The organism is Streptosporangium sp. NPDC020072 (genome assembly GCF_040631445.1).
Lineage (GTDB): Bacteria > Actinomycetota > Actinomycetes > Streptosporangiales > Streptosporangiaceae > Streptosporangium.
The window spans coordinates 77,375-101,739 of the sequence record NZ_JBEYAB010000004.1 but is presented as its reverse complement, the minus strand read 5'-3'; the positions used below and the strand labels follow the sequence as shown (position 1 = coordinate 101,739).

Annotated in this window: 26 protein-coding genes and 1 riboswitch; of the genes, 10 read left to right on the top strand and 16 right to left on the bottom strand. The window is 70.1% G+C overall.

What is annotated here, in order from left to right; all coding sequences use genetic code 11:
• The first annotated feature begins 63 nt into the window (after positions 1 to 63).
• Entirely contained in the window at positions 64 to 267 is a 204-nt protein-coding gene (locus ABZ470_RS09970) for a cold-shock protein (RefSeq protein ID WP_179821289.1), read from the top strand.
• A 218-nt stretch (positions 268 to 485) separates the two neighbouring features.
• Here ABZ470_RS09970 and serS read toward each other — a convergent pair whose 3' ends face one another.
• The 3 genes from serS to ABZ470_RS09955 form a co-directional block, all read right to left on the bottom strand.
• Complete coding sequence (serS, locus tag ABZ470_RS09965) at positions 486 to 1,748, bottom strand: serine--tRNA ligase (protein ID WP_352014897.1); 1,263 nt, start codon at positions 1,746 to 1,748, stop codon at positions 486 to 488.
• Positions 1,749 to 1,811: 63 nt separating this feature from the next.
• Entirely contained in the window at positions 1,812 to 2,732 is a 921-nt protein-coding gene (gene pheA / locus ABZ470_RS09960) for a prephenate dehydratase (protein ID WP_362785017.1), read from the bottom strand.
• A gap of 42 nt (positions 2,733 to 2,774) precedes the next feature.
• Positions 2,775 to 4,082 (bottom strand): glycosyltransferase 87 family protein, encoded by a 1,308-nt coding sequence (locus ABZ470_RS09955; RefSeq protein WP_362911069.1) that lies wholly within the window; start codon positions 4,080 to 4,082, stop codon positions 2,775 to 2,777.
• Between the two features lie 89 nt (positions 4,083 to 4,171).
• On the opposite strand from ABZ470_RS09955, the gene ABZ470_RS09950 reads away from it, so the two are divergent.
• Positions 4,172 to 6,391, top strand: a complete 2,220-nt coding sequence (locus ABZ470_RS09950) for a hypothetical protein (RefSeq protein ID WP_362911068.1) — start codon at positions 4,172 to 4,174, stop codon at positions 6,389 to 6,391.
• Here ABZ470_RS09950 and ABZ470_RS09945 read toward each other — a convergent pair.
• From ABZ470_RS09945 to ABZ470_RS09935, 3 genes are read right to left on the bottom strand one after another with little or no spacing between them, the layout of a single operon-like run.
• Entirely contained in the window at positions 6,273 to 7,733 is a 1,461-nt protein-coding gene (locus ABZ470_RS09945; RefSeq protein ID WP_362911067.1) for a glycosyltransferase 87 family protein, read from the bottom strand. The genes ABZ470_RS09950 and ABZ470_RS09945 overlap by 119 nt on opposite strands.
• Positions 7,734 to 7,776: 43 nt before the next feature.
• Entirely contained in the window at positions 7,777 to 8,457 is a 681-nt protein-coding gene (locus ABZ470_RS09940; RefSeq protein WP_352014902.1) for a glycosyltransferase family 2 protein, read from the bottom strand.
• The gene (locus ABZ470_RS09935; RefSeq protein ID WP_352014903.1) at positions 8,454 to 8,807 is read right to left on the bottom strand and encodes an STAS domain-containing protein; all 354 of its coding nucleotides are present in this window, start codon (positions 8,805 to 8,807) and stop codon (positions 8,454 to 8,456) included. Before ABZ470_RS09935 ends, ABZ470_RS09940 begins: the two co-directional genes overlap by 4 nt.
• Positions 8,808 to 9,033: 226 nt before the next feature.
• Here ABZ470_RS09935 and ABZ470_RS09930 point away from each other — a divergent pair, with 226 nt between their 5' ends.
• Positions 9,034 to 9,519: a hypothetical protein gene (locus ABZ470_RS09930; protein ID WP_352014904.1), complete on the top strand. Its 486-nt coding sequence runs from the start codon at positions 9,034 to 9,036 to the stop codon at positions 9,517 to 9,519.
• Positions 9,520 to 9,534: 15 nt separating this feature from the next.
• On the opposite strand, the gene ABZ470_RS09925 is transcribed toward ABZ470_RS09930, so the two are convergent.
• Positions 9,535 to 10,227, bottom strand: a complete 693-nt coding sequence (locus ABZ470_RS09925) for a response regulator transcription factor (protein WP_362785004.1) — start codon at positions 10,225 to 10,227, stop codon at positions 9,535 to 9,537.
• Between the two features lie 116 nt (positions 10,228 to 10,343).
• Between ABZ470_RS09925 and ABZ470_RS09920 the strand changes: the two genes are divergently transcribed.
• The 3 genes from ABZ470_RS09920 to yidC all read left to right on the top strand — a co-directional run bounded on the left by ABZ470_RS09920 (position 10,344) and on the right by yidC (position 11,538).
• Positions 10,344 to 10,511, top strand: a complete 168-nt coding sequence (locus ABZ470_RS09920; protein WP_352014906.1) for a hypothetical protein — start codon at positions 10,344 to 10,346, stop codon at positions 10,509 to 10,511.
• The gene (locus ABZ470_RS09915; protein ID WP_352014907.1) at positions 10,508 to 10,759 is read left to right on the top strand and encodes a DUF6412 domain-containing protein; all 252 of its coding nucleotides are present in this window, start codon (positions 10,508 to 10,510) and stop codon (positions 10,757 to 10,759) included. Before ABZ470_RS09920 ends, ABZ470_RS09915 begins: the two co-directional genes overlap by 4 nt.
• 80 nt (positions 10,760 to 10,839) lie before the next feature.
• Positions 10,840 to 11,538, top strand: a complete 699-nt coding sequence (gene yidC / locus ABZ470_RS09910; protein ID WP_352014908.1) for a membrane protein insertase YidC — start codon at positions 10,840 to 10,842, stop codon at positions 11,536 to 11,538.
• Positions 11,539 to 11,655: 117 nt separating this feature from the next.
• Here yidC and ABZ470_RS09905 read toward each other — a convergent pair whose 3' ends face one another.
• Both ABZ470_RS09905 and ABZ470_RS09900 read right to left on the bottom strand, forming a co-directional pair.
• A complete protein-coding gene (locus ABZ470_RS09905; protein WP_362911066.1) occupies positions 11,656 to 12,105 on the bottom strand; it encodes an ATP-binding protein in 450 nt (149 codons plus the stop codon).
• A gap of 157 nt (positions 12,106 to 12,262) precedes the next feature.
• Positions 12,263 to 14,134, bottom strand: a complete 1,872-nt coding sequence (locus ABZ470_RS09900) for a PAS domain S-box protein (RefSeq protein WP_352014910.1) — start codon at positions 14,132 to 14,134, stop codon at positions 12,263 to 12,265.
• A 124-nt stretch (positions 14,135 to 14,258) separates the two neighbouring features.
• Here ABZ470_RS09900 and ABZ470_RS09895 point away from each other — a divergent pair, with 124 nt between their 5' ends.
• Positions 14,259 to 14,834, top strand: coding sequence for a methylated-DNA--[protein]-cysteine S-methyltransferase (locus ABZ470_RS09895; protein ID WP_352014911.1), 576 nt, complete (start codon positions 14,259 to 14,261; stop codon positions 14,832 to 14,834).
• 24 nt (positions 14,835 to 14,858) lie between these two features.
• Here the strand turns inward: ABZ470_RS09895 and ABZ470_RS09890 are convergent, their stop codons facing one another.
• From ABZ470_RS09890 to ABZ470_RS09880, 3 genes are all read right to left on the bottom strand, one after another.
• Positions 14,859 to 16,226 carry a cytosine permease gene (locus ABZ470_RS09890; protein WP_352014912.1) on the bottom strand — a complete coding sequence of 456 codons (1,368 nt, stop codon included), beginning with the start codon at positions 16,224 to 16,226 and terminating at the stop codon, positions 14,859 to 14,861.
• A riboswitch (TPP riboswitch) is annotated at positions 16,217 to 16,329 on the bottom strand. Its footprint overlaps the gene before it by 10 nt.
• 649 nt (positions 16,330 to 16,978) lie before the next feature.
• Entirely contained in the window at positions 16,979 to 17,653 is a 675-nt protein-coding gene (locus ABZ470_RS09885; RefSeq protein WP_362911065.1) for a hypothetical protein, read from the bottom strand.
• 545 nt (positions 17,654 to 18,198) lie between these two features.
• A complete protein-coding gene (locus ABZ470_RS09880; RefSeq protein WP_362911064.1) occupies positions 18,199 to 19,044 on the bottom strand; it encodes a hypothetical protein in 846 nt (281 codons plus the stop codon).
• A 251-nt stretch (positions 19,045 to 19,295) separates the two neighbouring features.
• Here ABZ470_RS09880 and ABZ470_RS09875 point away from each other — a divergent pair, with 251 nt between their 5' ends.
• Positions 19,296 to 19,649 carry an RNHCP domain-containing protein gene (locus tag ABZ470_RS09875; RefSeq protein ID WP_352014913.1) on the top strand — a complete coding sequence of 118 codons (354 nt, stop codon included), beginning with the start codon at positions 19,296 to 19,298 and terminating at the stop codon, positions 19,647 to 19,649.
• 93 nt (positions 19,650 to 19,742) lie between these two features.
• Here ABZ470_RS09875 and ABZ470_RS09870 read toward each other — a convergent pair whose 3' ends face one another.
• Together ABZ470_RS09870 and ABZ470_RS09865 are read right to left on the bottom strand one after the other, a co-directional pair.
• The gene (locus ABZ470_RS09870) at positions 19,743 to 20,903 is read right to left on the bottom strand and encodes an alanine racemase (RefSeq protein ID WP_362911063.1); all 1,161 of its coding nucleotides are present in this window, start codon (positions 20,901 to 20,903) and stop codon (positions 19,743 to 19,745) included.
• Between the two features lie 163 nt (positions 20,904 to 21,066).
• Positions 21,067 to 21,390, bottom strand: coding sequence for a rhodanese-like domain-containing protein (locus tag ABZ470_RS09865; RefSeq protein WP_352014917.1), 324 nt, complete (start codon positions 21,388 to 21,390; stop codon positions 21,067 to 21,069).
• 171 nt (positions 21,391 to 21,561) lie between these two features.
• Here ABZ470_RS09865 and ABZ470_RS09860 point away from each other — a divergent pair, with 171 nt between their 5' ends.
• Entirely contained in the window at positions 21,562 to 21,936 is a 375-nt protein-coding gene (locus tag ABZ470_RS09860; RefSeq protein WP_362911062.1) for a cupin domain-containing protein, read from the top strand.
• On the opposite strand, the gene ABZ470_RS09855 is transcribed toward ABZ470_RS09860, so the two are convergent.
• Complete coding sequence (locus ABZ470_RS09855; protein ID WP_352014919.1) at positions 21,937 to 22,818, bottom strand: DNA-formamidopyrimidine glycosylase family protein; 882 nt, start codon at positions 22,816 to 22,818, stop codon at positions 21,937 to 21,939. It lies immediately after the preceding gene.
• A gap of 195 nt (positions 22,819 to 23,013) precedes the next feature.
• Entirely contained in the window at positions 23,014 to 23,619 is a 606-nt protein-coding gene (locus ABZ470_RS09850; protein WP_352014920.1) for a TenA family protein, read from the bottom strand.
• 83 nt (positions 23,620 to 23,702) lie between these two features.
• Here ABZ470_RS09850 and ABZ470_RS09845 point away from each other — a divergent pair.
• On the top strand, positions 23,703 to 24,365 hold a 663-nt coding region (locus ABZ470_RS09845; protein WP_362911061.1), incomplete at its 3' end, for a GPP34 family phosphoprotein.

The following is a 24,365-nucleotide window of genomic DNA, read 5'->3' as shown; positions in this document are numbered from 1 at the left end:
GTACGACACAGGGGGTTCATGAGGTGTGAATCCCAAAGTTTCAAATCCTGAGGGAGAGCTTTAATGGCTCAGGGAACCGTCAAGTGGTTCAACGCTGAAAAGGGCTTCGGCTTCATCGCACCGGACGGCGGTGCACCGGACGTGTTCGTGCACTTCTCCGAGATCCAGGGCAGCGGCTACCGCAGCCTTGAGGACGGCCAGCGAGTCGAGTTCGAGATCACGCAGGGCCAGAAGGGTCCGCAGGCCTCGCAGGTCCGCGCCGTCTGACCATAGACCTCTGTAAGGAGGTAAGGCGGAGTTCGCTTAACGCGAACTCCGCCTTTCTCCTTTTCCGGACCTTCCGCCTTTCCCATCACCGTCCGTCAAGGCGCCGTGGGAAGCCCTGAAGGCCCTCCAGAGGCCACGGAAGACCCCGCCCAGGGATCAATGAAGGCCCCCCGCACAAAGACAGCGAGAGGCCTTCCTGACGACTCCGGTCCGGGTGACTACTTGACCGGTTCGAGGACGTCGAGTCCGACGAAGGGACGCAGCGCCTTGGGAACCTCGACCGACCCGTCGGCCCGCTGGTGGTTCTCCAGGATGGCGACGATCCACCGGGTGGTGGCCAGGGTGCCGTTCAGCGTGGCCACGTGCTGGGGCTTGCCGTCCTTGTCACGGAACCGTACGGCCAGGCGGCGGGCCTGGAACTCGGTGCAGTTGGAGGTCGAGGTGAGCTCGCGGTAGCGGCCCTGGCTCGGCACCCACGCCTCGCAGTCGAACTTGCGCGCCGCGCTCGCCCCGAGGTCGCCCGCCGCGGTGTCGATGATGCGGTAGGGCACCTCGATCTTGGCGAGCATCTCCTTCTCCCAGGCCAGCAGGCGCTGGTGCTCCGCCGCGGCCTCCTCGGGACGGCAGTAGGAGAACATCTCTACCTTGTCGAACTGGTGGACGCGGATGATGCCCCTGGTGTCCTTGCCGTAGGAGCCCGCCTCCCTGCGGAAGCAGGACGACCACCCGGCGTAGCGGTAGGGCAGCTCGGCGCCGTCGAGGATCTCGTCGGCGTGGTAGGCCGCCATCGGCACCTCGCTGGTGCCGACCAGGAACAGGTCCTCCTCCGGCAGGTGGTAGACCTCGCTCGCGTGGGCGCCGAGGAAGCCGGTGCCCTGCATCGACTCGGGCTTGACCAGCACCGGCGGGATCATCGGGACGAATCCCGCCTCGATCGCCTGCTGCATGGCCATGTTGAGCAGGCCGAGTTGCAGGCGGGCGCCGACGCCCTTCAGGAAGAAGAACCTCGACCCCGAGACCTTCGCTCCGCGCTCCATGTCGATCGCGCCGAGCAGTTCGCCCAGTTCGAGGTGGTCACGCGGCTCGAAGTCGAAGACCGGCTTGTCGCCGACCTCCTCAAGCACCACGTAGTCGTCCTCGCCGCCGTGGGGAGCGCCCTCTTCGACGATGTTGGGCACCGTCTGGAGCAACTGGTCGAGCTCGGCCGCGAGTTTCTCCGCCTCGCTCTCCGCTGACTTGACCTGCGTGGCGAGCTCCTTGGCCCGGTCGAGCAGCGCGGCCTTCTCCTCGCCGGAGGCGCGGGAGACCGACTTGCCGATGCTCTTCTGCTCGGCGCGCAGCGACTCGAAGCGACTCAGCGCGCCGCGCCTGCGCTCGTCCAGGTCGAGCAGCGTCTGGACGACGGTGTCGTCCTCACCGCGGGCACGCTGCGACGCCCGTAGCCGGTCGGGTTCCTCACGAAGGGTACGCAGGTCAATCACAGCACAAGGCTACCGACGTCATGCCACGGCCTGTGCGCCTATTAAGCCCGTCTTAGGGCTGTCTTAGACCTGTCCCGCCCTGACGCGGGCCAGCCAGTCGGCGGCCTCGGTGAAGTCGGAGTCGGAGGTGCCCCTCTTGACCTGGGGCGTCAGGCCGTCCGCGCGGGGGTAGCTGCCCAGGAAGCGCACGTCGGAGCTGACCCGGTGCAGCCCGGAGACCGCCTCGCCGACCCTGGCGTCGGTCACGTGGCCTTCGAGGTCGAAGTGGAAGAAGTAACGGCCGATGCCGTCACCGGTCGGCCGTGACTCGATGCGGCTCAGGTTGACCCCCCGCACGGAGAACTCGGTGAGCATCTCCAGCAGCGCGCCGGGGTGGTCGTCGGAGAGGAAGGCCACCAGGGAGGTGCGGTCCGCGCCGGTCGGCGCGGGCAGCGCCCCGGGGCGTGTCACCTGGATGAACCTGGTCACCGTGTCGGACCGGTCACCCACGTTGGCGACCAGCTCGACCAGGCCGTAGTTGTCGCCCGCGATACGCGCCGCGATGGCCGCGTCGTACGGCGAGCCGGGCAGCGCGACCTCCTGGGCGGCAGCGGCCGTCGAGGGGGCGGCGACCACCACGGCCTCGGGCAGCTCGCGGGCGGTGAAGCCACGGCACTGGGTGATCGCCGCCGGGTGGGTGAAGATCCGCTTGATGTCACGCATGCGGGTGCCCGGCCGTACCAGGAGGGAGAACTCGACGGGCAGCAGCAGCTCGGCGACGATGAGCAGCGGCTCGCCCCAGGCCAGTTCGTCCAGGGTGGTGGCGATGCCGCCTTCGATGGAGTTCTCCAGGGGGACGACGGCACCGTCGGCCTCACCCTGGCGGGCCGCGTCGAGCGCGGCGCTGACGTTGGCGCAGGGCAGTCGCTCGGCGTCCGGAGCCAGGGTCCGCAGGGCCTCTTCGGTGAAGGTGCCCTCCGGTCCCAGGTAGGCGAGTCTGGGCATGACCACAGGTTATCCGCCGCCCACCGGGAAACGTGCCTGGAATCAGGCTTTCAGGCGGGCCACATCGCCCGGGAGGGCCGCCCTGCGGCGGGGCAGCCACACCCCGAGCAGCCAGACCAGGACGAGCGCGCCGAGGCCGAAACCGTTCTGCACGATCTTGCCGACCACGGGGCTGAGGACCGGGATCTCCGCCGCCTTGATCGTCACCCCCCACCAGGGGACGGGCAGCACGTAGTACAGCCAGACCCCGGCGGCGACGCGGACGCGCACCGGGTCGCGGCCGTCGCCCGCCAGCGCGCCGAGGACCACGACGACCCAGGCCAGGTGGTGGATCCAGGCGACCGGCGAAAGCAGTACGGCCATCAGGCCGACCAGGGCGACCGCCGTCGTCGGGTGCCCGTCGAGCAGGGCCCTGCGGGCGTGGCGGAAGCCGTACCAGGCGATCACCGCGACCAGCGCGAGCCAGAGCAGGGAGGTGAGCTGGTCGGGCAGGTAGAGCCGGATGAGCATGCCGCGCACGGACTGGTTGGTGGTCGCGGCGTTCGCGCCGAGCCGTTCCGGGTCGAGCAGCGCGCCGAACCAGAAGTCGGCGGCGTCGGACGGGATGACCAGGAACGGCAGCACCGTCAGCAGCGTGGCGGTGAAGGTGGCCATGAGGAAGGCGTCACGCTGCTCCTTCCTGGCACCGGGGCCGAAGCCGGTCAGCAGGAGATAGATCAGGAAGACGCCCGGGGTGAGCTTGACCGCGGTCGCCAGGCCGATCAGCAGGCCGCGCGGCCACGGCGGTCTGGGGGCGACACAGTCGGCCAGGCAGAGCGCGACGAGCAGGATGTCCACCTGGCCGAAGCGGAACTGGTCCCTGATCGGCATCAGGTAGGCGCAGGCGACCGTCAGCAGCGCCAGGAGCAGCGGCAGCCGCCACCCGCCCTGCCGTTCGAAAGCCGGCCGTTCCAGGGCCGGGCGTTCCAGGGCCGGGCGTTCCAGGGCCGGGCGGAAGGCGTAGCGGACGGTGACGGCGAGCGTCAGGAGGATCAGCCCGGTCCACACCCACTGCGCCACCGGCCAGGACATCATCGCCAGCGGCGTGGCCAGCATCGCCGCGATCGGCGGATAGGTGAACGGCAGCAGCTGCGGCGCGGGCGTCATGAAGTCGTAGACCGGACGTCCCTCAAGCAGCTCCCGGCCGCCGGTACGGTAGACGTCCAGGTCGACCAGGCGCTGGTCGTCGACGTTGCCCAGCCAGGGAAGCACCAGCGGGGCGAGCGCGACCAGCACGACCAGCAGCGCGGGCAGCGGTGCGAGCAGCCGTGCCCACGGCGCCCGCCCTGTCACGGTCGAGCCATTCCTCACGAGCCATTCCTCACGACCAGGCAGGCTACCGTGGGCGTGGCGGACCGTGGACAGGGTCGCCGACGGGGTGTGGACAACGAGGGAGACGTATGGGTTCCGGTGCTGGGCACGTCCGCGCCGCGCTGGCCGTCCTGTTGACGTTGCCGATACTCGCCGAGTTCCTGTTCACCGGTACGGCCGCCGCCCACGCCGAGGCGGGGCCCGCCAGGGTCGTGGTGGTCGGGGTTCCCGGCCTCCAGTGGGGCGATCTCGACCGGACGCGGACGCCGAACCTGTGGCGTCTCGTCGAGCGGGGCGCCTCGGCCTCGATGTCGACCAGGGCTGTTCCGCCGCCCTCACGGAGCCTCACCTGCCCGGTCGCGGGCTGGCTGACGATCTCGGCGGGGCAGCGGGCGGGCGCCCCGGGAGGCTCCTGCGCTCCGCCCGCCCAGCCGGTGGCCGACCAGGACGGCGGGGCGAGTGTGCCCGGCTGGCAGGAGCTGGTGACGTTCAACGCCACCGAGACCTCCTACCGGCCGATCCTGGGGCTGCTGGGGCAGCGGGTCGTCGACGCCGGGGGAAAGGTCGCGGCGGCCGGGCCGGGAGCCGCCCTGGCCGCCGCCAACAAGTCCGGAAAAATCGGTAAATATGCGCCAGACGTCGCGGGGCTTGGTGACCTGACGCCGTACCGGCTGGTCGTGGTGGAGATCCCCGACCTCACCACGGCGTGGCTCGCCCGCCCGGTGGACGCCGACGGGGTTCCCTCCGCGCTGTCCGACCAGGCCAGGCGGGAGGCCGTCGCGGCCGCCGACCGAGGGGTGGGCGCGCTGCTGACCGGGCTTCCCCAGGGCGGCACGGTCCTGCTCGGCGGCCTGTCGGACGCCGCGGTCTCGGCGCACCTGCACGTCGCGATCGCCGACGGTCCCTCGCCGGGCGGCGGGCCGTACGGTCCCGGCTATCTGGGGGCCTCCTCGACCAGGCAGGAGGGGCTGGTCACCAACACCGACCTGACCGCGACCGCGCTCACCCTGCTCGGCCTCGGCGTGCCCGACGGCGCCGTCGGGCGTCCCTGGACGAGCGCGACGCAGGGCGCTCGGACCACGGGAGAAGCCGCCGGGGAGGTCGTGCGGAGCCTGGCGGAGGCCGACCTGGCCAGCCAGGTGCTACGCCGGGTGCAGGGGCCGTTCTTCGCGGTCTTCGTCAGCGCCCAGCTGCTGTTCTACCTGCTGGCCGCCTTCGCCGTACGGCGGGGCTGGGGCGGCTCGCGGGCGCTGGCCGCCACCGGGGTCGTCGCGACGGTCGGCGGATCCATCCCGGTCGCGACCTTCCTGGCGCAGCTCGTGCCCTGGTGGACGTTCTCCGCCCCGATGGCGGCGGTCATCGTGACCATCCTCGGCATCGCGGGCGCCCTGGCCGGGGTCGCCCTGACCGGGCCGTGGCGCAGGAGCGTCCTGGGGCCGCTGACCGTGGTCGCCTCGGTCACCTCGCTGACCCTGCTCGGCGACGTGATGACCGGATCGTCCCTGCAGGTGAACGCGGTCACCGGCTACGAACCGGTCACCGGCGGGCGGTTCTACGGCTTCGGCAACATCGCCTTCGCGGTCTACTCGGCCGGGACGATCCTGGCCATGGCGGGCATCGCCCACTGGTTGATCTCCCGGGGACGGCGCCCGCCGGCGTTCGCGTTCTGCCTGCTCTACGGCGCGCTGGCGGTGTTCGCCGACGGCTGGCCCGCGTGGGGCGCCGACTTCGGCGGGGTGCCCGCCTTCCTCATCGGGGTGGCCGTCTTCCTGATCCTGCTGGTCGGAAGCCGGGTCTCACCGCTCAAGCTCGTCCTGGTTGGCCTGGCCGGCGCCCTGCTGATCGGGGCCATCGCGGTCGTCGACTGGCTCAAGCCCGCCGAACGCCGTACCCACCTGGGCACCTTCGTGCAGCAGGTGCTGGACGGCGAGGCCTGGACGGTCGTCAGCCGCAAGTTCGGGGCCATGATCGGGGTGACGGTCGGCAACTGGTCGCTGTCCCTGCTGTCGCTGGTCGCGCTGGCGTTCCTGTTCCTGGTGCTCGACCGCCCCTCCCGGTGGGGTGCCTCGGCGCTGGCCCGCGCCTACGCGGCGGCGCCGCCGCTGCGCGCCGGGTTGATCGGCGCGCTGGCGTGCGCGCTGGTCGGGTTCCTGATGAACGACTCGGGCATCGCGATCCCGGCGATGGCCCTCACGGTCGCGGTGCCGTTGACGTTGACCGCCTGCGTGCGCGCGCTGCGGACCGCGCCGCCCACCACGCCAGCGCGACCGTCAGAGCCAGCAGGGACCACGGCACCACCTGCTGCCTGACGACGGTCCGCAGCCAGAGCATGTCCTCCGGGCGCAACGCCTCCCTCGCGGGCAGATATCCCAGCGACAGGATGACGACCCTGGCCACCAGGAAGCCCTCAAGGGCGGGCCAGGCGACCATGGCCAGCAGGGCGAAGGCCAGCCCGTCGTACCACGGCAGCGCGTAGGTTGCGGCGAACAGCCAGGCGACCACGATCGCGACGGCGACCCCGGGCGCCGAGTGGTCCGGCGCGGCCCGCAGGAGCAGCCAGGCCAGCAGGACGAGCAGCGCCAGCGAGCCCGCCTGGGTCCAGGCCGAGTAGGCACCGGGCCCGAACGCCTCCTGGAGCCCCGTCTTGACCAGCTGCCACGGCGTGGCCAGGGAGACCTTCCTGCTGGCCGCGCCGACCTGGTCGAGCACGTGCGGCCCCGCCACCGCGTAGATCGCCAGCACGGTCGCCGTCGCGGTGCCCGCGACGACGGCGAGCCTGCCGGGACGGCGGCGCAACTCCCAGGCGGGGCCGAGGGCGACGAGCCCGGCGTTCAGCTTCACCCCGATCCCCACCCCGAGCAGCAGCCCGGAGCCCGCCCCCCTGGCCATCAGGGCGGCGACCATGCAGGCCACGGCCAGGGTGTCCACGTGCGTCCCGGCGCCCAGGTGGTAGATCATCAGCGGGTTCGCCGCCCACAGCAACGCCGCCCTGGCCCGCAGGGCCGGGTCGTCCCGGGTGAAACGGTCGAGCAGCGACGCCGTACCCGCGAAGGCCATGGCGTTGACCAGCGCCATCACGAAGACGGTCAGCCGGACCGACTCTCCCCCCACCAGGCTCGCCAACGCCTGTACGGCCGTCGCCACCGGCCCGTAGACGCTGGTCACGCCCGTCCACTCCTCGACCGCGCCGAGCACCGGATCGGCGGGCAGCGCAGAGGGAGCCGTCTCGTAAGGGTTGTGGCCGAGCGTGGCCAACCGGCCGTAGGCGGCGTAGTTGAGATGGTCGGCCGACCCGGAGGGCGGCAGAAAGGCCAGCAACGCGACGACGGCGCAGCCAAGCCCGGCCAGCAGGCGCGGATCAGGCCGCCACCCGGCCCGCAGGGCGCCCGCGAGACCGACGCCCCCGAGCAGGATCGCCGCCGCCGCCAGACCGATCACCAGGTGGGCCTCAGGCCGCACCCCCAGCGAGTACGGCGGCTGCCAGGCGGGCCCGGCCAGTTCGGGGACCATGACGGAGGGACCGAGCAGCCCGATCAGGACCGTCAGCCCGGCCGAGAGTCCGAGCGCGACGAACGCGGCGACGTCGAGCGCCCGCGGCGCGCCCCGCGCGGCAACCCGCGTGTCGCCGGCCACGGTCACGTCCTGGGTCACCCGCAAATTCCAGCACACCCGGGGTGGTGCCCAGGCCGGGAGGCTATCCCCGGACCAGAAGCGCCCAGGCGACGTCGCGGAACTGCTTCGCCCGGTGGAGCTGCGCCTTCCAGTCGGTGCCGGTGGCCCGGTGCGACATCTCGACCTCGACCTCCCGCACCCGGAAGCCCTTGCGGACCAGGTCGATCGTCAGCGCCGTCTCGACGCCGAACCCCCCGGCCAGTGGGCGGGCGGCCTCGAAGGCGGCCCTGGTCAGGCAGCGCTGCCCGTTGAGCGGCTGGGTCGGCGTCCAACCGGTCGCGCGCTCGATGCCCCGCCGCGCCAGGTTCACCACGAACCCGTGGCCGCCGAGCTTCACCCGGGTGACGAAGACGGCGATGGTCATGTCCGCCTCGCCCGCCGTGACCGGTTTGATCAGCGGTTCGGCCTCGCGGGCCGTCTCCCCCAGGTCCGCGTCGAGGAAGAGCAGGTGGCGGGGGGACTCACCGTCGAGCAGTCGTACGGCCTCCGCTCCGCTCTCCATGGCGGCGGCCTTGCCGCGGTTTCGGCTGTGCCGGATGACCCGGGCTCCTGCGGCCTTCGCCACCCGGCCTGTCTGGTCGGCCGAGCCGTCGTCCACGACCATGACGAGGTCGACACCGGCCAGTTCCAGGGCCGCGGTCACGGTCGCGCCGATCCGGTCGGCCTCGTCCTTGGCCGGGATGATCACCGCTGTCCCGGTCATGCTTGTCGCTTCGCCGAAAGCAGCTTCTCGGGCATCGCCTCGTACACGGTGAAGACCGAGTCGAGGCCGGTGACCTGGAGGATCTTACGGACGGCCGGACGCGGCGCGGCCAGTTCCAGGGTGCCGCCGCGTTCGCGCAGCCGTTTGAGCGCCGACAGCAGCACGTTCATCCCGGTGGAGTCGCAGAACTCCACACCCGACATGTCGATGACCACGTGGGTGGCCGGGCTCTCCTGGAGCAGCCGAGTGAACTCGGCCTGCAGGCCAGGCGCGGTATACAGGTCGATTTCGCCGATTATGGCCATGACGGTGTGCCCGTCATGTGATCGAGTTGAGACTTTTAGCTCCACAGCGGGCACACTAGCGGCGCGAAGGCCACCGGTCACGTTTCCGCCACGCGTCCCGAGTCGTCGGCCCTTTGTCCCCCGTTTAGGCCTCACGAAAACTCTGGGTGCGCAAAACTTGACGCACAGCTACACCGGCTTGGCCGGAAAGAAGGAGAGACCCGAGAGCCTCCAGACCGTCCCGCGCTACGTCAGTGGCGGCCGTTGAGTAGAAACGGGCCCGAAAGCATCGATGAACACCGACCTTTCTGAAGATCCGCAACGGCAACGCCTCCGCGAGCACCTGGAGGCCATGGTCACCCGCACCGAGAAGGCGACCTCGTGGCACGACGCCGCCCACTCTCTGCGTGTCCTGGTGAACCGTGAGGGATACGTCCCGATCAGAACCCGTCTGGCGAGCGCGGACCTCGACTTCCTCGAAGGCGCACGTGAGGAGCTGCTCGGCTTCGCGACGCTGGGCATCAGGCTGCTCGACCTGCACCAGCCACGCGACGCGGGCGGCATCACCAGCGACGCCGCCAATCCGATCCTGCGTTGCCGCAGCTGTATGTGGCGGTGGCCGTGTCCCACCTTCCGCGCCATCGCCGAGTCCTTCGACAGCCCGAGGACGCCGGTCTCCTACCAGCGTGTCGAGCCCGACCGCCGAGGCCTGCTGCCGATCGAGCTCGACCCGGACGACGCGCCCCCGGGAGGCGTCCATCCCTACGCCGCGGACTGACCGCACCGAGGATCACTACGGGGCGGACGGCTCGTAGCGGTAGCCGACCCCCCAGACCGTGACGATGCGCCGCGGCGCGGTCGGGTCCTCCTCCACCTTCTCCCTGAGTCTGCGCACGTGCACGGTCACCGTCGAGGAGTCGCCGAAGGACCACCCCCAGACCTGGTCGAGCAGGGCCGAACGGCTGAAGGCCTGGCGGGGGTGACGCATCAGATGGGTCAGAAGGTCGAACTCGCGGGTGGTCAGTGTGATCTCCCGGCCGCCGCGCCGTACCTCGCGGGTGCCGACGTCCGCCGTCAGGTCGCCGTCCCCGAGCACGCCGGTGCCCGAGGGGGCGGTGGCGCCACGGGCCCGGCCCAGCACGGAGCGCACCCGCAGGGCCAGTTCCCTCGGGCTGAAGGGCTTGGTGACGTAGTCGTCGGCGCCGATCTCAAGGCCGACGACCCGGTCGATCTCCTCACCGAGCGCGGTCAGCATGATCACGGGAACGGGCCGGCGTTCCCTGAGCCTCCTGCACACCTGGAGGCCGTCCGTCCCGGATGGTGCCAGGTCGAGAACGAGCAGGTCGGGCGGGTCGGCCAGGGCGAGTCTCAGCGCCTCGGCGCCGTCGTCGACGCACTCGACCCGGTGGCCGTCGCGTTCCAGGTAGCGGGCCACGACCTCGGCGATCGCCGGGTCGTCCTCGACCACCAGAATCCGCGCGCTCATGGTTACACCGTAGGCCCGTTCCTCATGATCGACACCCTCCGTCACCGCCCTGTAAGAACGAGATCGTTATGGTTTCCCACGCCCGCCAGGCCGTCGTGGAACATACGGTTGCTGGCATGGTTCGTACCGTCCTGGGCGTCGTGGGCGCCCTTCTCGCGATCTACGTGGTCCTCGGGATCGTCATTCCCGCCGTGTTCGGACTGCTCAAGTTCGTCTTCGTGCTCGGCGTCGTGGCCCTCATCGTGGTCGCCGCGGTCACGATCGTGAGCAAGATGTCCAAGTGACCCTCCTGCTCGCCTGGCTTCTCGACGGTGGCGGCGGCTCCGTGACGGCGGCCGCCGTCATCGGCCTGGGCGTGCTCCTGCTCGCCTGGGCCCTGCGCGGGGTGCCCACCGCCGCCAAGACAGGCGGGCACTTCGCCCTCTCCGCGCGGGAGAGGGCGGGACGACTCGTGTTCGTCCGCCAGCGTGACCCCGACCGGGCCGGACGATCCCGGCCAAGAGCACCGTCAGCGGGCCCGGCGCCCGCGTAACACAACAGACGTCCCGAAGCGCGGGCGCCTTCTGTGCTGTCTTCCATCCCTGTCAAAGGGCAGTCAGAAGGGCTCTGTTCATGTTCGACTCCGTCATCGGGTTCACCGCCGACCTCATCACCCTCCTCGCCCAGCCGCTGGGCTCGGCCGCCCTGGCCATCGTCGTCTTCACCGTCTGTGTGAGGCTGTTGCTCCTGCCGTTCGGCGTCATGCAGGCCAGGGGTGCCCGGGCCCAGGCCGCGCTGGCGCCGAAGCTCGCCAAGCTGCGGGAACGGCACGCGAAGGACCCGGCACGGCTGTACCGGGAGACGACCGCCCTGTACGCCGAGGAGGGGGTGTCACCGTTCGGCGGCTTCCTTCCCGGGCTGGCGCAGCTGCCGGTCCTCATGGTCGTCTACCGGGTCTTCATCTCCTCCACGATCGCGGGCCACGCGAACGCGCTGCTCACCCACGGGCTGTTCGGCGTGCAGCTCGGGCAGCACTTCGCGGGCGTGGTCTCCGGGTTCGGGCTGATCAGCGGGCCGACGCTGGTGTTCGCCTGCCTCTTCCTGCTGTTGCTGGCCGTCGCCGCGGTCACCTCACGGCGAATGAGGTCGGCGACGGTACCGCAGGGTCCCGGCTCCGGGGTGCTGCGCCGGGTGCTGCCGCTGCTGCCGTTCCTGACGGTCCTGGGCGCGGCCGTGCTCCCGCTCGCGGCGGGGATCTATCTACTGGTCACGACCGCGTGGGCCGCCGCCGAGCGGGCGGTGCTGTACCGCTCCGTGCCCGCGGGGGTGTGATCCGTCAGCCGTCACAGAGTGTGACGAGGAGGGCCGGGTGCCGTCGAGGTCGGCGCCGACGGCAAAGGAATGGCCGGTCGTGCCCCGCCTCATTGTTCCGGTGAGGCGGGACGCGCCCTACCCGCATTCACGCAACGCGGGCTGGGGGACGGAGACCTTTTCGTTACCCACGGTGTCGGCGGCGGTGACGACCGCCCAGACCGTGGTGATCTCCCCTTCGTGCCTGACCCCCCAGCTGGTGGCCAGATATTCGACGATGCCGAGCCCCCGGCCCCCCAGAGAGGAGAGTGTCGGACGCCCCGCCCGCGGCTCCGTGGCGGCCCCTCCGTCACTCACCGCTACCTCCACGTGCTCGTCGGCCCAGCGCCATGCCACTCTGATCTGACCGGACGGCAACGGATGAGCATGCCTGAGCGCGTTGCTCAGCAGCTCGCTGACCACGAGGACCGCGTCATCTATAGCGGTCTCGTAGACCCCCCATTCCTGCAGGTCAGAGCAGAGGCGTTGGCGTGCGACAGCGACGCTGGACGGTGCATACGGCAACAGAACGACGCTCGACGCACTCACCTCCCCGTATCCCTGTTCCCCCTGAGGAACCACACCCCAGTACGACCGAAATGCCCCGTTAGATGGTCTTAGAAACCGGGAGGCAATTACAGCTTGTACACATTCGACAATAGATCAGCTCATCCGTTACCGGCTTGTTACCGGAACGGCGTGTCGGTCAGGTAAGGGCGCTGGGCGTGTCGGCAATGCGAAGCGCCAGCCGCATCCGGGTGCCCCCTCCCGGCCTGGAGTGGGCGGAGACCTCTCCTCCCTGGGCGCGGGCGAGACTGCGGACGATGTACAGCCCGAGGCCGACCCCGCCGAACCGGCGACGGTCTCCCGTGTCTCCCTGGACGAAGCGATCGAAGATCCGCTCCCGGCTCGTGGGCGTTATGCCCACACCCTCGTCGTCCACTACCACCACCACCCAGTCACCGTCGGCCCAAGCCTCGACCCTGATCAGGCCACCGTCCGGTGAATATTTGAACGCGTTCTCCAACAGCTGGCCCAGCACGATATCGGTGGCGATGGCGTCCCCGGACACCGGGGGCAGGTTTTCTTGGACAATCACCTCAACCCTATGCACATCAGACAGATCAGGCAGACCGAGTGTCGCCGCCACGATCAGTCTGCCGAGGTCGATTCCCTCGATCTTCAGGGGCAGTTCGCCCGCCCCCGCCCGCGAGCCGAGCAGCAGGTTGTCCATCAGCTTGCCGAGGGAACGCGCCCGCTCGGCGATGATGCGCACCGCGGAACGGCGCTCCTCGTCGGTCATGCCGTCCCAGCGGGCGGCGAGGGTCCCGGCGAAGCCCTGCACCACGGTGATCGGGGTACGCAGCTCGTGGCTGGTCGTGGCCAGGAAGAGATCCTTGGCCTCCTCAAGCTCCTTGGCCCTGGTGACGTCGCGGAAGTCGACCACGACCTCCCCCGTCTCGACGATCTCCGCGCTGAGCACGTCAAGCCAGATGCCCGAGGGAAGCTGGAGAGTGAGCTTGTCCCCCGGCCCCGGCAGCTCGAACGGCGGCGGCCCCCCGAGCACGTCCAGCGCGTCGAACCCGGTCAGCTCGGCCGCCGCAGGGTTCCACTGGACGATCTTTCCCTGCCCGTCGAGTACGGCGATGCCGTCGGCGCTGGCGTCGAACACCGCCCGCTGGTGGGCGCGCTGCCGTACGGCCTCCTGGTAGGCCATCGCGTTGCCGACGGCGATGCCCGCGTGCCCGGCCAGCAGTTCGAGCAGCTCCAGCTCGACGTGCCCCGCCTTGTGCTTGGCGAACAGGGCGTACAGCGCGCCGTACGGCCTGCCGCCCGCCATGGCCAGGCCGAGGGCGATCGTGTGCAGACCGGGCAGCTGCGACCAGATCAGCTCGTCGAGGCGGCCCTGGTCGCCCGTCTCCAGCATCACGGTCCTGCCGGTGCGCAGCAGCTTGCCGACCAGGCTGGTGCGCATGTGCGCGGTCGAGTCACGCAGCGACTCGGGCAGCCGGTGGCTGGCCACCAGCCGGAGCCTGTCGCCCTCGATGAGCACGAACCCGCCCGCGTCGGCCCCGGTCAGCTCGGTGAGACTGGCCGCGATCCGGTCGAGTACGGCGGGCAGCTCCCGCTCGGCGTTGATGTCGGCGACCACGTCGGTGAGCCTGCGCACGAGCCTGGCCCTGCGGACCGCCCGTTCCTGGGCGCTCTCGTCGTCCTGGACCAGGTGGTAGACGCTGACGTACCCCAGCAACGCGCCCGCCTCGGAGCGCAGCGCGCTGATGTCGAGCCGTAGGTCGAGCAGGCTGCCGTCCCTGCGGAAGCGCTTGGTGCGCAGCGAGACCTGGCCGCCGGTGCGCACCCGTTCGAGCACCGCGTTGTGCTCGGCCGTCAGCTCCCCCGGCACCAGCGGGGGCCTGCGTCCGAGGACCTCTCCGGCCGGCCAGCCGAAGAGACGTTCCGCGGCCGGATTCCACGCCAGGACCGTCTGGTCGCGGTCCAGAACGACTATCGCATTCGGGGCACTGGCGACGATCGCGCGGCCGACGCCCTCGTCGCTTTCGGCCCTGTCGTCACCCACAGAACCATAGTGCCGCGTCAACTGGCCTGATCTTGGCACTTCGTCCGCATGTGCTGACACTCGTTGCGACGATCCGTCCGATACGCTGCGGTGACCACACGCCTGGACACGGAAGGGTGGGGCCATGGCATCCGGGTCAGCCAGCGATCTCGACGCCCTGCTGCGGGTGACCTCGTCCACCTATGTGGGCGCCACCCACCCGGACATCGCGTTCGGCACCATCGAGGTCCCCGTAGGACGGCTGACGCTCGCGGCGACACATCGGGGCGTCGTCGCATGCAGCTACGAGGACGAGAACGTCGTCTTCGAACGTGTCAGCAGGGAGGTCGGCTCCTTCATCGGCCCCGATCCCCGCAGGCTCGACCCGGTCCGCAGAGAGCTCGACGCCTACTTCTCCGGCAGGCTCCGCGCCTTCACGGTCACCGTGGACCTCCAGCTCGCGACCTCCTTCGCCAGGACCGTGCTGCAGATGATGCTGGCCGTGCCGTACGGGACGGTGACGACCTACCGGGAGATCGCCGAGCGGATCGGCAGGCCGAGGGCGCTGCGCGCGGTCGGCAACGCGCTGGGCAGCAACCCGGTCTGCGTGATCGTGCCGTGCCACCGGGTCGTCGAGAGCGAGGCCGTCCTCGGCGGCTACGCCGGAGGCGCGACCGCCAAGGAACGACTCCTACGGGTGGAGAGCACCGCCCGCCTCTAGGCCCTCCGGGCACGAAAGGGCGGATCAGGTACGGCGGCGCCGCCTCAGGGCGAGAAGGCGCGGCGCCCCGATCGCCAGGGTGATCAGTCCGGAGACCAGGAAGGCGCCGAGGGCGGCGCTCATCCAGGGCTGGGGGGTGAACCCGACCGCCCGCTTGGCACCGTCCCAGATCGCCGCCCACCAGGAGACCTGCGAGGGCGCCGCGAGCATCCACCACGTGACGAAGCCCAGCACCCACGGCAGGACCATGACCAGGCGGGAGGGCGCGTTCTCTGAGATGTCCCAGTTCCTGCCCCTGCCGAGCAGGAAGTAGTCGACCGCCAGCACACCGAACATCGGCACGAACACCGCGCCGATGATGCTCAGGAAGGCGCCGTAGGAGTTGACGTCCACGACCAGGGCGATGGCCGTGGTCAGCACGCCGACGGCCACGGAGAAGACGCGGCGGTCGATCCTCGGCATCAGGTTCTGCAGCGACATCGCCGTCGAGTAGACGTTCGCGAACGACTGGTCGGTCTCACGCAGCACGAGGATGCCGAAGAACAGCGCGCCCAGCGGGGCCGCGACGAACGGCCCGAACACCGCAGTCTGGTTCTCCTGGACCACGGCGTGCCCGGCGAGCGCGACCGCGTAGACGCCGACGGCCAGACACGCGACCTGGGCGACGGTGTAACCGCCGACGATGCCGGTGAAGGCGGCCCGGCTCGACCGTGAGTGCCTGGCGTAGTCCGCCGCGACCGGCACCCAGGAGACCGAGAGGGCGACCACGAAGTCGACCGCGGCGGCGAAGGCGTCCCAGGAACCGCCGCTCTGCGCGGGAGTCTCACGCAGGAAGACCACCGCGAACCAGACGACCGAGACGACCACACCGATCGTGACGAACCGCCTGAGCAGCCTGATGGCTCCCAACGGGTAGATGGTCAGCGCCATCGTCAGCGCCCCTGCTGCGACCACCCAGACCGCGTAGGGGACCGAAGGCCCGAAGATCGCCTGGGCGCCCATCGCGACGACCCACAGCTCGAACGCCCCCCAGCCGATCATCTGGACGACGTTGAGCACGGTCGGCACGTAGGAGAGCCGTACTCCGAACAGCCCACGCAGCAGCACCATCGCGGGCTGCCCCGTCTGCACCCCGGGAACCGCGGCCAGGCCGACCATCGCGGTGCCGATGAGGCTGCCGACCAGGGCCGCCAGCAGCGCGGCGCCGAAGGTGAGCGGGTTGTCGCCGCCCAACGGGTTGATCAGGACGAGCGCGAAGGAGAAGCCGAGCAGGCTGACGCCCAGGTTGGCCCAGAACGCTCCCTGGTCGAGCATGCCGAGAGTCTTCGGAGGTGCCTGGTCGAGGGTGAGGGGGGCCTCGGCATGCTTGGAATTGATGACGTCAGACGTCATGACGCGCTCCCTACGCCGGCATTACCCGGACAGGTTCATGCGGTCGGCGACAGCCGTAGTCGCCCTCTCAGCCTGGTTGCCCCAAGCTCCCGCGTTGACTTACCTACCGAACCGGGATCAGCCCAGTTCGCGCCCCCATGATGCACCATTAGTCCACTTCCGGCTACTTCCCCCCTGGGGAGGGAACCGGCACGGGGTGCGTTCGCGGGCGTCCGCGAGAGTACAGCCACGTTCGATGCGATAGCCGTACCGCACGGTCAACGACCTGCCGAAACGTACGGCCGGCCTCGCACGCCGAGCCAGCCGACCGAAGGATGGCGAAGACCATCCCCGCGTGCGCGGGGAGCACTGAACGTAGACGGACGAGAGACCATCCCGCACGGGACCATCCCCGCGTGCGCGGGGAGCACATCGCTGGCCCGTGCCGAGGAATCCTGCCGTGGGGACCATCCCCGCGGGCGCGCGTTACCCGGGAAACAATGCCGCGTCAGGCGTCAGGCACCCCCTACGGCGGCTTCTCCGGCCCCTTCGGAGGGACTTGCGGGGAGAATCTGGGGCCGCTTCGTGCGAACAGCAGAAACGGCAGGCCCGTGAACGGGCTGAGGCGCTGGCCGGCGAACGCCGTGAACGCCAGGTCCTGCACACGGGCAACGGCGGCGTGAACGTCCCGGTGAACAGCCGGAAGCCCTTGGCCGGTGGGTTGGCCCCTCAGCAGCTGTACGGCTTGAAGAGGTAGCCGTACCCGGATGGCTTCATTCGGCCAGGCGCGCCCCGAAAACACCGTCACTCGCAGACTCGGCCGTCGTCTGGACTCCGGACCGCAGGACCGGCAGCCCGGCTTGCAGCCGGTTCAGGAACTCGTCGACGTCCAGGCAGCGGTCCTCCGCGTCGACGACCTCGGGCACGAACGCCTCGACGATGCTGTCCCCGACGGCGAAGTCGGCGTCCTCGTCATCGTCGTAATTGTTCACCCAGCGCCCGCCTGGGGCGTACACGTCCATGGCGTGGTCGTAGTCGATCACCCAAGGGGTGTCGACGGTCCCGGTCCGCAAAGAGCCGTGGTTGTACCAGCCGTAGACCAGGTGGGTGAAGGCGCCGTCGTGGATGTAGATCTCCGCTTCGCCGCCCTCCAGGGTCTCGGCCTGGGTGTGACCGCCGACGTACAGGCCGGGCCGGTCCTCATAGAGTGCGATCGGGCCGTTGACCTTCAGATCGCCGGTGACCACGATCAACTCGACGTCGCCGCCGTGCAGTTCGTTGACGGCGTTCAGGAAATCCCCGTCGAGGGTGAGGTCGCCGTCGAAGAACAGCACCTCGTCGTAGCCGGGCGACGCTCCCGCACCCTCGAACACGGCGGACAACGCGCCGCCCAGGCGGGCATCGGCATCGGCGTAGGACAGGGAGGCGGGGATCGCGGATATCGGCACGGGGAAGATCGTAGGTCCGTGTACTGACAGTCCGACACGCGCGACAGGCTTCTGGAACACGGCTGGTACGCCCTCTTGCCCAACTGTGCAGCTGCCTGGCGATTCGCCCAAGGTCGGCCAGCGCCCTTGTACTGGGAAACGGGTGTCGGCTCGACCCCTGGCCGCATGTGCGATCGGTAGAGCGGTCCGAAGAGATGGTCGATCCCATGGCAGATGAGTCGAGCTGTCGGCCCCTCGATTCCCCGATGATCGACCTCGATGCGGAGTGGACGCGCACCATGCCCCGGACATCGAAGCAGTTCAAGCAGCCTTCGTGCCGCTCACCAGTCTCGGCCTCGTGCGTCCCCTCCTGGTCGCCCCGAGCTCCGGCGTTTGCTTACGCGCCGAACCGGGATCACCCCAGTTCGCGCCCCCATGATGCGTCTTTGCCCGCTTTCGGCTATTTCCCCCTGGTGGGTGGCATGCCGGTGGAGTTCACCGGCGGCCGTACCGCACAGCCGACGATCTGCCGGAACACCTCGTTCGCGCGCACGCTTCTGAGGCGCTCAGCGCGCCCCTGGTTCGGCCGGCAGGCGCACGACGGCGACCCCGGCCTGGGACTCACCGAACCCCCAGCCCGCGACGAGGGAGCAGTCGGCCGCTTCCAGGACATCGGTCCACGGCCAGTGGTCGGTGCCGTAGTAGAAGCCGCCCCTGCTGCGCGCGTCACGCTCGGAGAGACAGAGCATACGGAGATGGTCGCGAAGCGCGGGGTGCGTGACCGCGCTCAGTCTCTCCTCCCAGGGCTCCTCGGCGGACATGTCGTGGATCGGCACCAGGTGCTCGGGGCCGCGTTCGGTGAACGTGGCGGCCCTCATCGCGTCGGGGAGAGTGCCGTCGGTGGCGACGCGCAGCAGCACGGTCAGCCAGCCGTTCAGCCTCTCGGACTCCTCGCCGGTCAGGTCGACGCCGTGACGGCCCAGGAGCGGTCCCAATTCCGCGCCGTACACCAGCGCCTCACCGGCCTCGTCGATCGACGAGACGGTCCGCAGGTCGGCGACGAAGGCGTCGTCGAACGGCCGGGAGCCCTTGTACCCGTCGGCACCCCACGGCCCCGTCCCCGCCAGGAGGTCGGCGTCGAAGCGAAACAGCGACTGACTCAGGTCGAACCGCCATGTCCAGGGGGAGAAGGGATACTCGCCGTCCGAATCAGGAAGGTACCTCGGCTCCCGGCCCGACAACCCCTCAGGGGTGGCCCAGGGACTGGGGAACAGGAACTCGTCGAGGGAGTCCGAGGCGTAGTACACCCCGTATCCGGCGGCGGGGTCGACGGTCGGCTCCCCGCCGAGCAGTATCTCGAAGGCCCCGGTCAGCGCGGCACTCCACCCGTTGGGGTCGGTCTCGGATGTCACGGTGCATACTCCTCTGGACTTCGCGGGACGCCGTTGCCGGGTTAAACCAGTTGCTTCGTGGCGCGATGGGTTGTTTCACTGGCTCCGAGCAGATTAGGGGGGATGTTAATGCCCGCGGGCACCGAGGACGCCGTCGCGCGCCCTCGATCGGGTCGACGTCCCCACCGGAGGCTCCGGCGGGGGTGAGCCCGCGTGGGTCACGACGGCACAGTCAGCCGACTCGTCACCCATTTTCGTCTGGAGCTCCTCCATTGCCACGCCATCGCGCCCGCATCACCTCCTTCCGTTGCGTCAACTGCCGCCTCGACGTGCCCACCGACGCGCCGGGAACCGCGCACCGCAACCACTGCCCCACCTGCCTGTGGTCCAGGCACCTGGACAACAACCCGGGCGACAGGGCCGCCGACTGCGCCTCGGGCATGGCCCCGATCGCCATCCACGCACGCCAGGACGGCGAGTGGGCGATCATCCACCGCTGTACGGCGTGCGGCACGCTCAACGCCAACCGCGTCGCCGGTGACGACAACCCGCTCACCCTGATGAGACTGGCCGTCGCCCCACTGGCCCGCCCGCCCTTCCCGCTGGACTACTTCGCCCAGCTCTGAGGCAGCCCGGAACGGGCGCGGACCACCGAAAACCCCCGGCCCGCGCCCGTCACGGAGCCTCATGCCTTCGAAAGGCCCACGGAGAAACCGAGGTCAGAGGTAGTGGAACTCGGGATGGGGGTGCATCAGGAAGTCGTGGTGGGAGATGTTCCAGGCGTAGGCGCCGGCCATGGCGAACTCCACCACGTCCCCTGGCTCCAGGGTGATCGGCACGTTCTCGGCCAGTTGGTCCTTGGGGGTGCACAGCTGGCCGGAGATCGTGATCGGTTCGCCGGGAGTGCCCGGGATGACGGGCTGGCTGTGTCCCTTGGTCGCCGGGGTGCGGATGTGGTGGGTACCGCCCGCGACGACGGCGAACAGGCGGCCGTGGACCCGCTTGACGTCGATGACCCGGGTGACGTACCGCCCGCAGTACACCGAGACCGACCGGCCGGGCTCGATCCTGAGCGTCTCACCGGAGCGACGCAGACCGGCCAGGCCCTTGCCGTAGGCGGCCCAGTCGAAGCGGTCATGGGGATCGGCGTAGGAGACGGCCATGCCGCCCCCGAGGTTGATCTCGGTCACGCCCAGGGAGCGGGCGTGGTCGAGGACCCGCTCGTTGACCTGGAGCATGCGGTCGGCGTCCAGGCCGCTGGCCAGGTGGGCGTGGACACCGCGAAGCCGTACCGCCTCCTGCCGGTCGAGCAGTTCCAGGCAGGCGGTGACGCCGTCGGGGTCCATGCCGAAGGGGGTCGCGCCGCCGCCCATGGCCAAGGCCACGTCGCCGAGTGAGACGGCGAGGTTGACCCGGAGCATGATGTCGGCCTCCCGGCCGGTGGCGATCAGACGGCGCAGTTCGCCGGGCCCCTCAACGTGCAGCCGGGCCACTCCGGCGTCCAGGGCGGCGGCCAGTTCGGCGTCGGTCTTGCCGGGCCCGCCGAAGGCGATCGGGACCTCGGGGAGGACGCCGAGCACGTGCGCCAGCTCACCGCCCGAGGCGACCTCGACGCCGTCCACGTGCCGGGCCAGCACCCGCAGCAGTTCGGGGTCGGGGTTCGCCTTGGCCGCGTAGTACAGCTCGACGTCACCCAGCGCGTCCCGGATGGCCGCGGCGTGCTCGTCCAGCGCGGCCAGGTCGTAGACGAAGGCGGGCAGCCGCCCGGCTTCCGCGAGTTCGTGAGCCCGTACGGTCACGGCGTCCATGGGGTCTCCGATCGGCCCGTCGGCGGCGATGTCGTCGTTGACCGAAGCGTAGGACCGTACGGCCGACGGCACGATCGGACGAGGGCGGAAGGGTTGCGCGGGGGGCGGGCCCGCGCCGGGAGAGGGTCGCGCTGACGATCACCTGAGAGGTCCTGAGGATGCTCGGTGACGTTCGGAAAGCGCTTTCGAGAAGGGGCCGTGGAGGGTTTTCAGCGCGGCCTTCGCTGTTTCTCGGTCAGGCGACGAACGGGTCGGCGCCGCTTTCGCTGATCATGGGACGGCCGGCGAAGCTCCAGGACTGCATCCCACCGCCGACGTTGATCGCCTCCCTGCCGATGTGGTTGAGCCAGGCCGCCGCGTGCGCCGAACGGCCGCCGACCCTGCACACCACGTAGACGGGCGCGTCGTGTGGAACCTCCTCAACCCTGGCCTGCAACTCACCCAGCGGGATGTGGACGGCCGTCGGGGCGTGCCCCGCCTGCCACTCGTCAAGCTCACGCACGTCAAGCAGGAACGCGTCATCCGGCACGGCCTGCGCCTCGATCTCAGGAACACTCATGCACCCATTGTTCCAAGTCCTCCGACCGATGTGGCGCAAAGTGCCCCAGCAGCCCCCGAGTCGTCCACAAGCGGCCACCATTCGACTGCATAGCGCTACCGTTGACGAACTAGACAACCTGGTTTACCTTCTATCCAAGAAAAGACAACGAGGTTTACCAATGGAGGAACCATGACCGTCGCGACCCTGGCCGACGCCCCCGCCTTCGCCAACGGAGACACCACCACGCGCTCGCTGGCCGTACCCTCACGAGGCTCGTCCGAGCTGGCCGTCTGGGCCTTCGACATGAATCCCGGCGCCTCGGGGCCCGAGCACACCGTCGACCGCGAGGAGGTGTTCGTCGTCCACTCGGGACGGGTCGTGGGCGTTCTCGGCGGCATCGAGCACGTGGCCGAGGCGGGAGACGCGCTGATCGTCTCCCCGAACACCCCGTTCGCGCTGCGCAACGCCTCTCAGACCGAGCGGGCGACCGGCACCGTGTGCACCTCGGCCGGGATCACCGCCTCCCTCAACGGGCAGACCATCCTGCCCCCGTGGGCCCAGTGATCACTTGAGCAGGCGTGACATCCGGCGGTCGGCCAGCGGTTTGCCGCCCGTCTGACAGGTCGGGCAGTACTGCAGGGAGGAGTCGGCGAAGGAGACCTCCCGGATCGTGTCGCCGCACTCCGCACAGGGCTCACCGGTCCTGCCGTGGACCCGCAGGCCGGACTTCTTCTCGGCCTTGAGGTCCTTGGCCGCCAGGCCCCTGGCCCGGTCGAGCGCGGTGCGCAGGGTCGTGACGATGGCCTCGTGGAGAGCGGTGACCTGCTCCTCCGTCAGGCTCCCCGCGACCTTGAAGGGAGAGGTCCGCGCCGCGTGCAGGACCTCGTCGGAGTAGGCGTTGCCGATGCCCGCGATCACCTTCTGGTCGCGGAGCAGGCCCTTGATCTGGGCGCGGCTGCCGTTCAGGATGCCGCCGAGGACCTCGGCGGTGAAACCGTCGGACAGCGGGTCGGGACCCAGCGCGGCGATCCCCGGCACCTCGCCGGGGTCGCGCACGACGTAGACGGCCAGCCGCTTCTGCGTGCCGGCCTCGGTCAGCTCGAAGCCCGGCTCCGGCTCCCCCGGTTCGTACGGCGCCAGCCGTACCCGCAGCGCCAGAGGGCCCTTGCCCGGCCTGACCGCCTTCGCCCGGGAGAGGTCGTCCTGCCATCGCAGCCAGCCCGCGCGGGCCAGATGCGTGACGAGGTGGAGACCGTCACAGTCGAGGTCGATGAACTTGCCGTGTCTGGCCACGGCGGTCACCGTGCGCCCGGCCAGGGCGGTGACGGGGGGATCGACGGTCTTGAGGGCCTGGAAGCCGAAGACCTCGACGGTCCCGATCTTCCTGCCGACCGCGTGCCCGCGCAGGAACTCGGCGAGCGACTCCACCTCGGGAAGCTCTGGCATACCCCACAGACTAGAACCCGTCGGCGGTGAAGCGTTTTGGTTCAGGGTTAGCGACGCCAGCAATGAAGAGTTTCGGCTTGGGCGCGTCGGTGTCTGGACTGAGGAGTGAGGGAGCGCAGCGGACGAACGACGAGGGAAGACACCGACTCAGGGCACCCGAACCCGCGACGCCGCAGGCGGCGCAAAGGGACACAACTACGGCACGTCCCAGAAGGCGATCTCGTGGCGCATGCCCTCGGTGAAGAACCGCGCCGCCCTGGCGGAGTCGGTGACGGCCTCGTCGATCATCGTGGCGACGCGCCCGGCGAGTTCGGCGAAGCCGGGGTCGGCGTAGGTGTCGATCCAGGGCCGGTAGCGGGACTCGGCGGGGGCCTCGGCGACCAGCGCCCGCCCGAGTGTCGAGTAGCCCCACATGCAGGGGTAGAGCGCGGCCAGCCCGTCGGCGTAGTCGGCGGCCGACTCCAGCAGGAACGCGGTGTAGGCCGAGCAGGCGGGCCCCTTCCGCACCCCGCCCAGGTCGGCGCCGAAGCCCGCCGACAACGAGCGGTGCAGGTCGAGCTCCTCGTGGAGGGTGGCGTGGGCCAGGTCGACCAGGACGCCCAGGTGGTCGTCGGGGGCCTGCCAGGCCAGCCGGGAGAAGACCCGCACGTAGTCGAGCAGGAACAGGTAGTCCTGTTCGAGCCACGACCGGAACACCGGCTCGGGCAGGTCTCCCCTGCCGATCCCCACCACCGTCGGATGGGCGAGCTGGACGTCCACGAGAGGGCGGCCGATGACGTGCAGTTCCTCGGAAACGCTCATAAGCCAAGCATTGTCCCAGATCACCCCACACCACCCGGTACGGCCCCGCGTCGGTGGAACGTACGCGACATAGGGTTTCGGGCATGACGACCATCGCTGAGGAGATCCTGCTGCTCGCCTACGACGAGGCGGAGGGCAGACTCCTGACCAGCTCGATCGAGCTCGACGCGGCCCTCGGCGGTTCCCTCCTGGCGGAACTGGCCGTCAACGGCCGCATCGACCTCGCGGACAGGAAGGTCACCGTCCTGGACCCCACACCGCTCGGCGAGCGGGAACTCGACGCGACGCTGGCCCTGATCGCCGCCGAGACCAGGCGGCGCAAGGCCGACTGGTGGGTGCGCAAGCTGTACTCCTCCGGGGTGCGCAAGCGGCTGCTGTCCGGCCTGGCCGAGCGGGGCGTGCTCGACGAGCGGCGGCACAAGGTCCTGGGCCTCTTCCCCAGCACGCGCTACCCGGAGCGCGACCCACGGATCGAGCGTGAGATCAGGCAGCGGATCGGCGACGTGCTGACCGGGGCCGAACCGGACGAGCGCTCCGCGGTGCTGATCGCCGTGCTGCACGCCGCGAAGATCGACCGCAAGGCGTTCCCCGGTGCGGACAAGGCGCGGATCAAGGAGATCACCGAAGGCCGTTGGGCCGCCGACGCGGTCGCCAGGAGCATCGCGGCCGTCAACGCCGCCGTGGTCGGCGCGGGGGTGGGGGGGGGGGGGGGGCGGAGAGGCCGGACCCCCCGGGCGAGCGCGGGA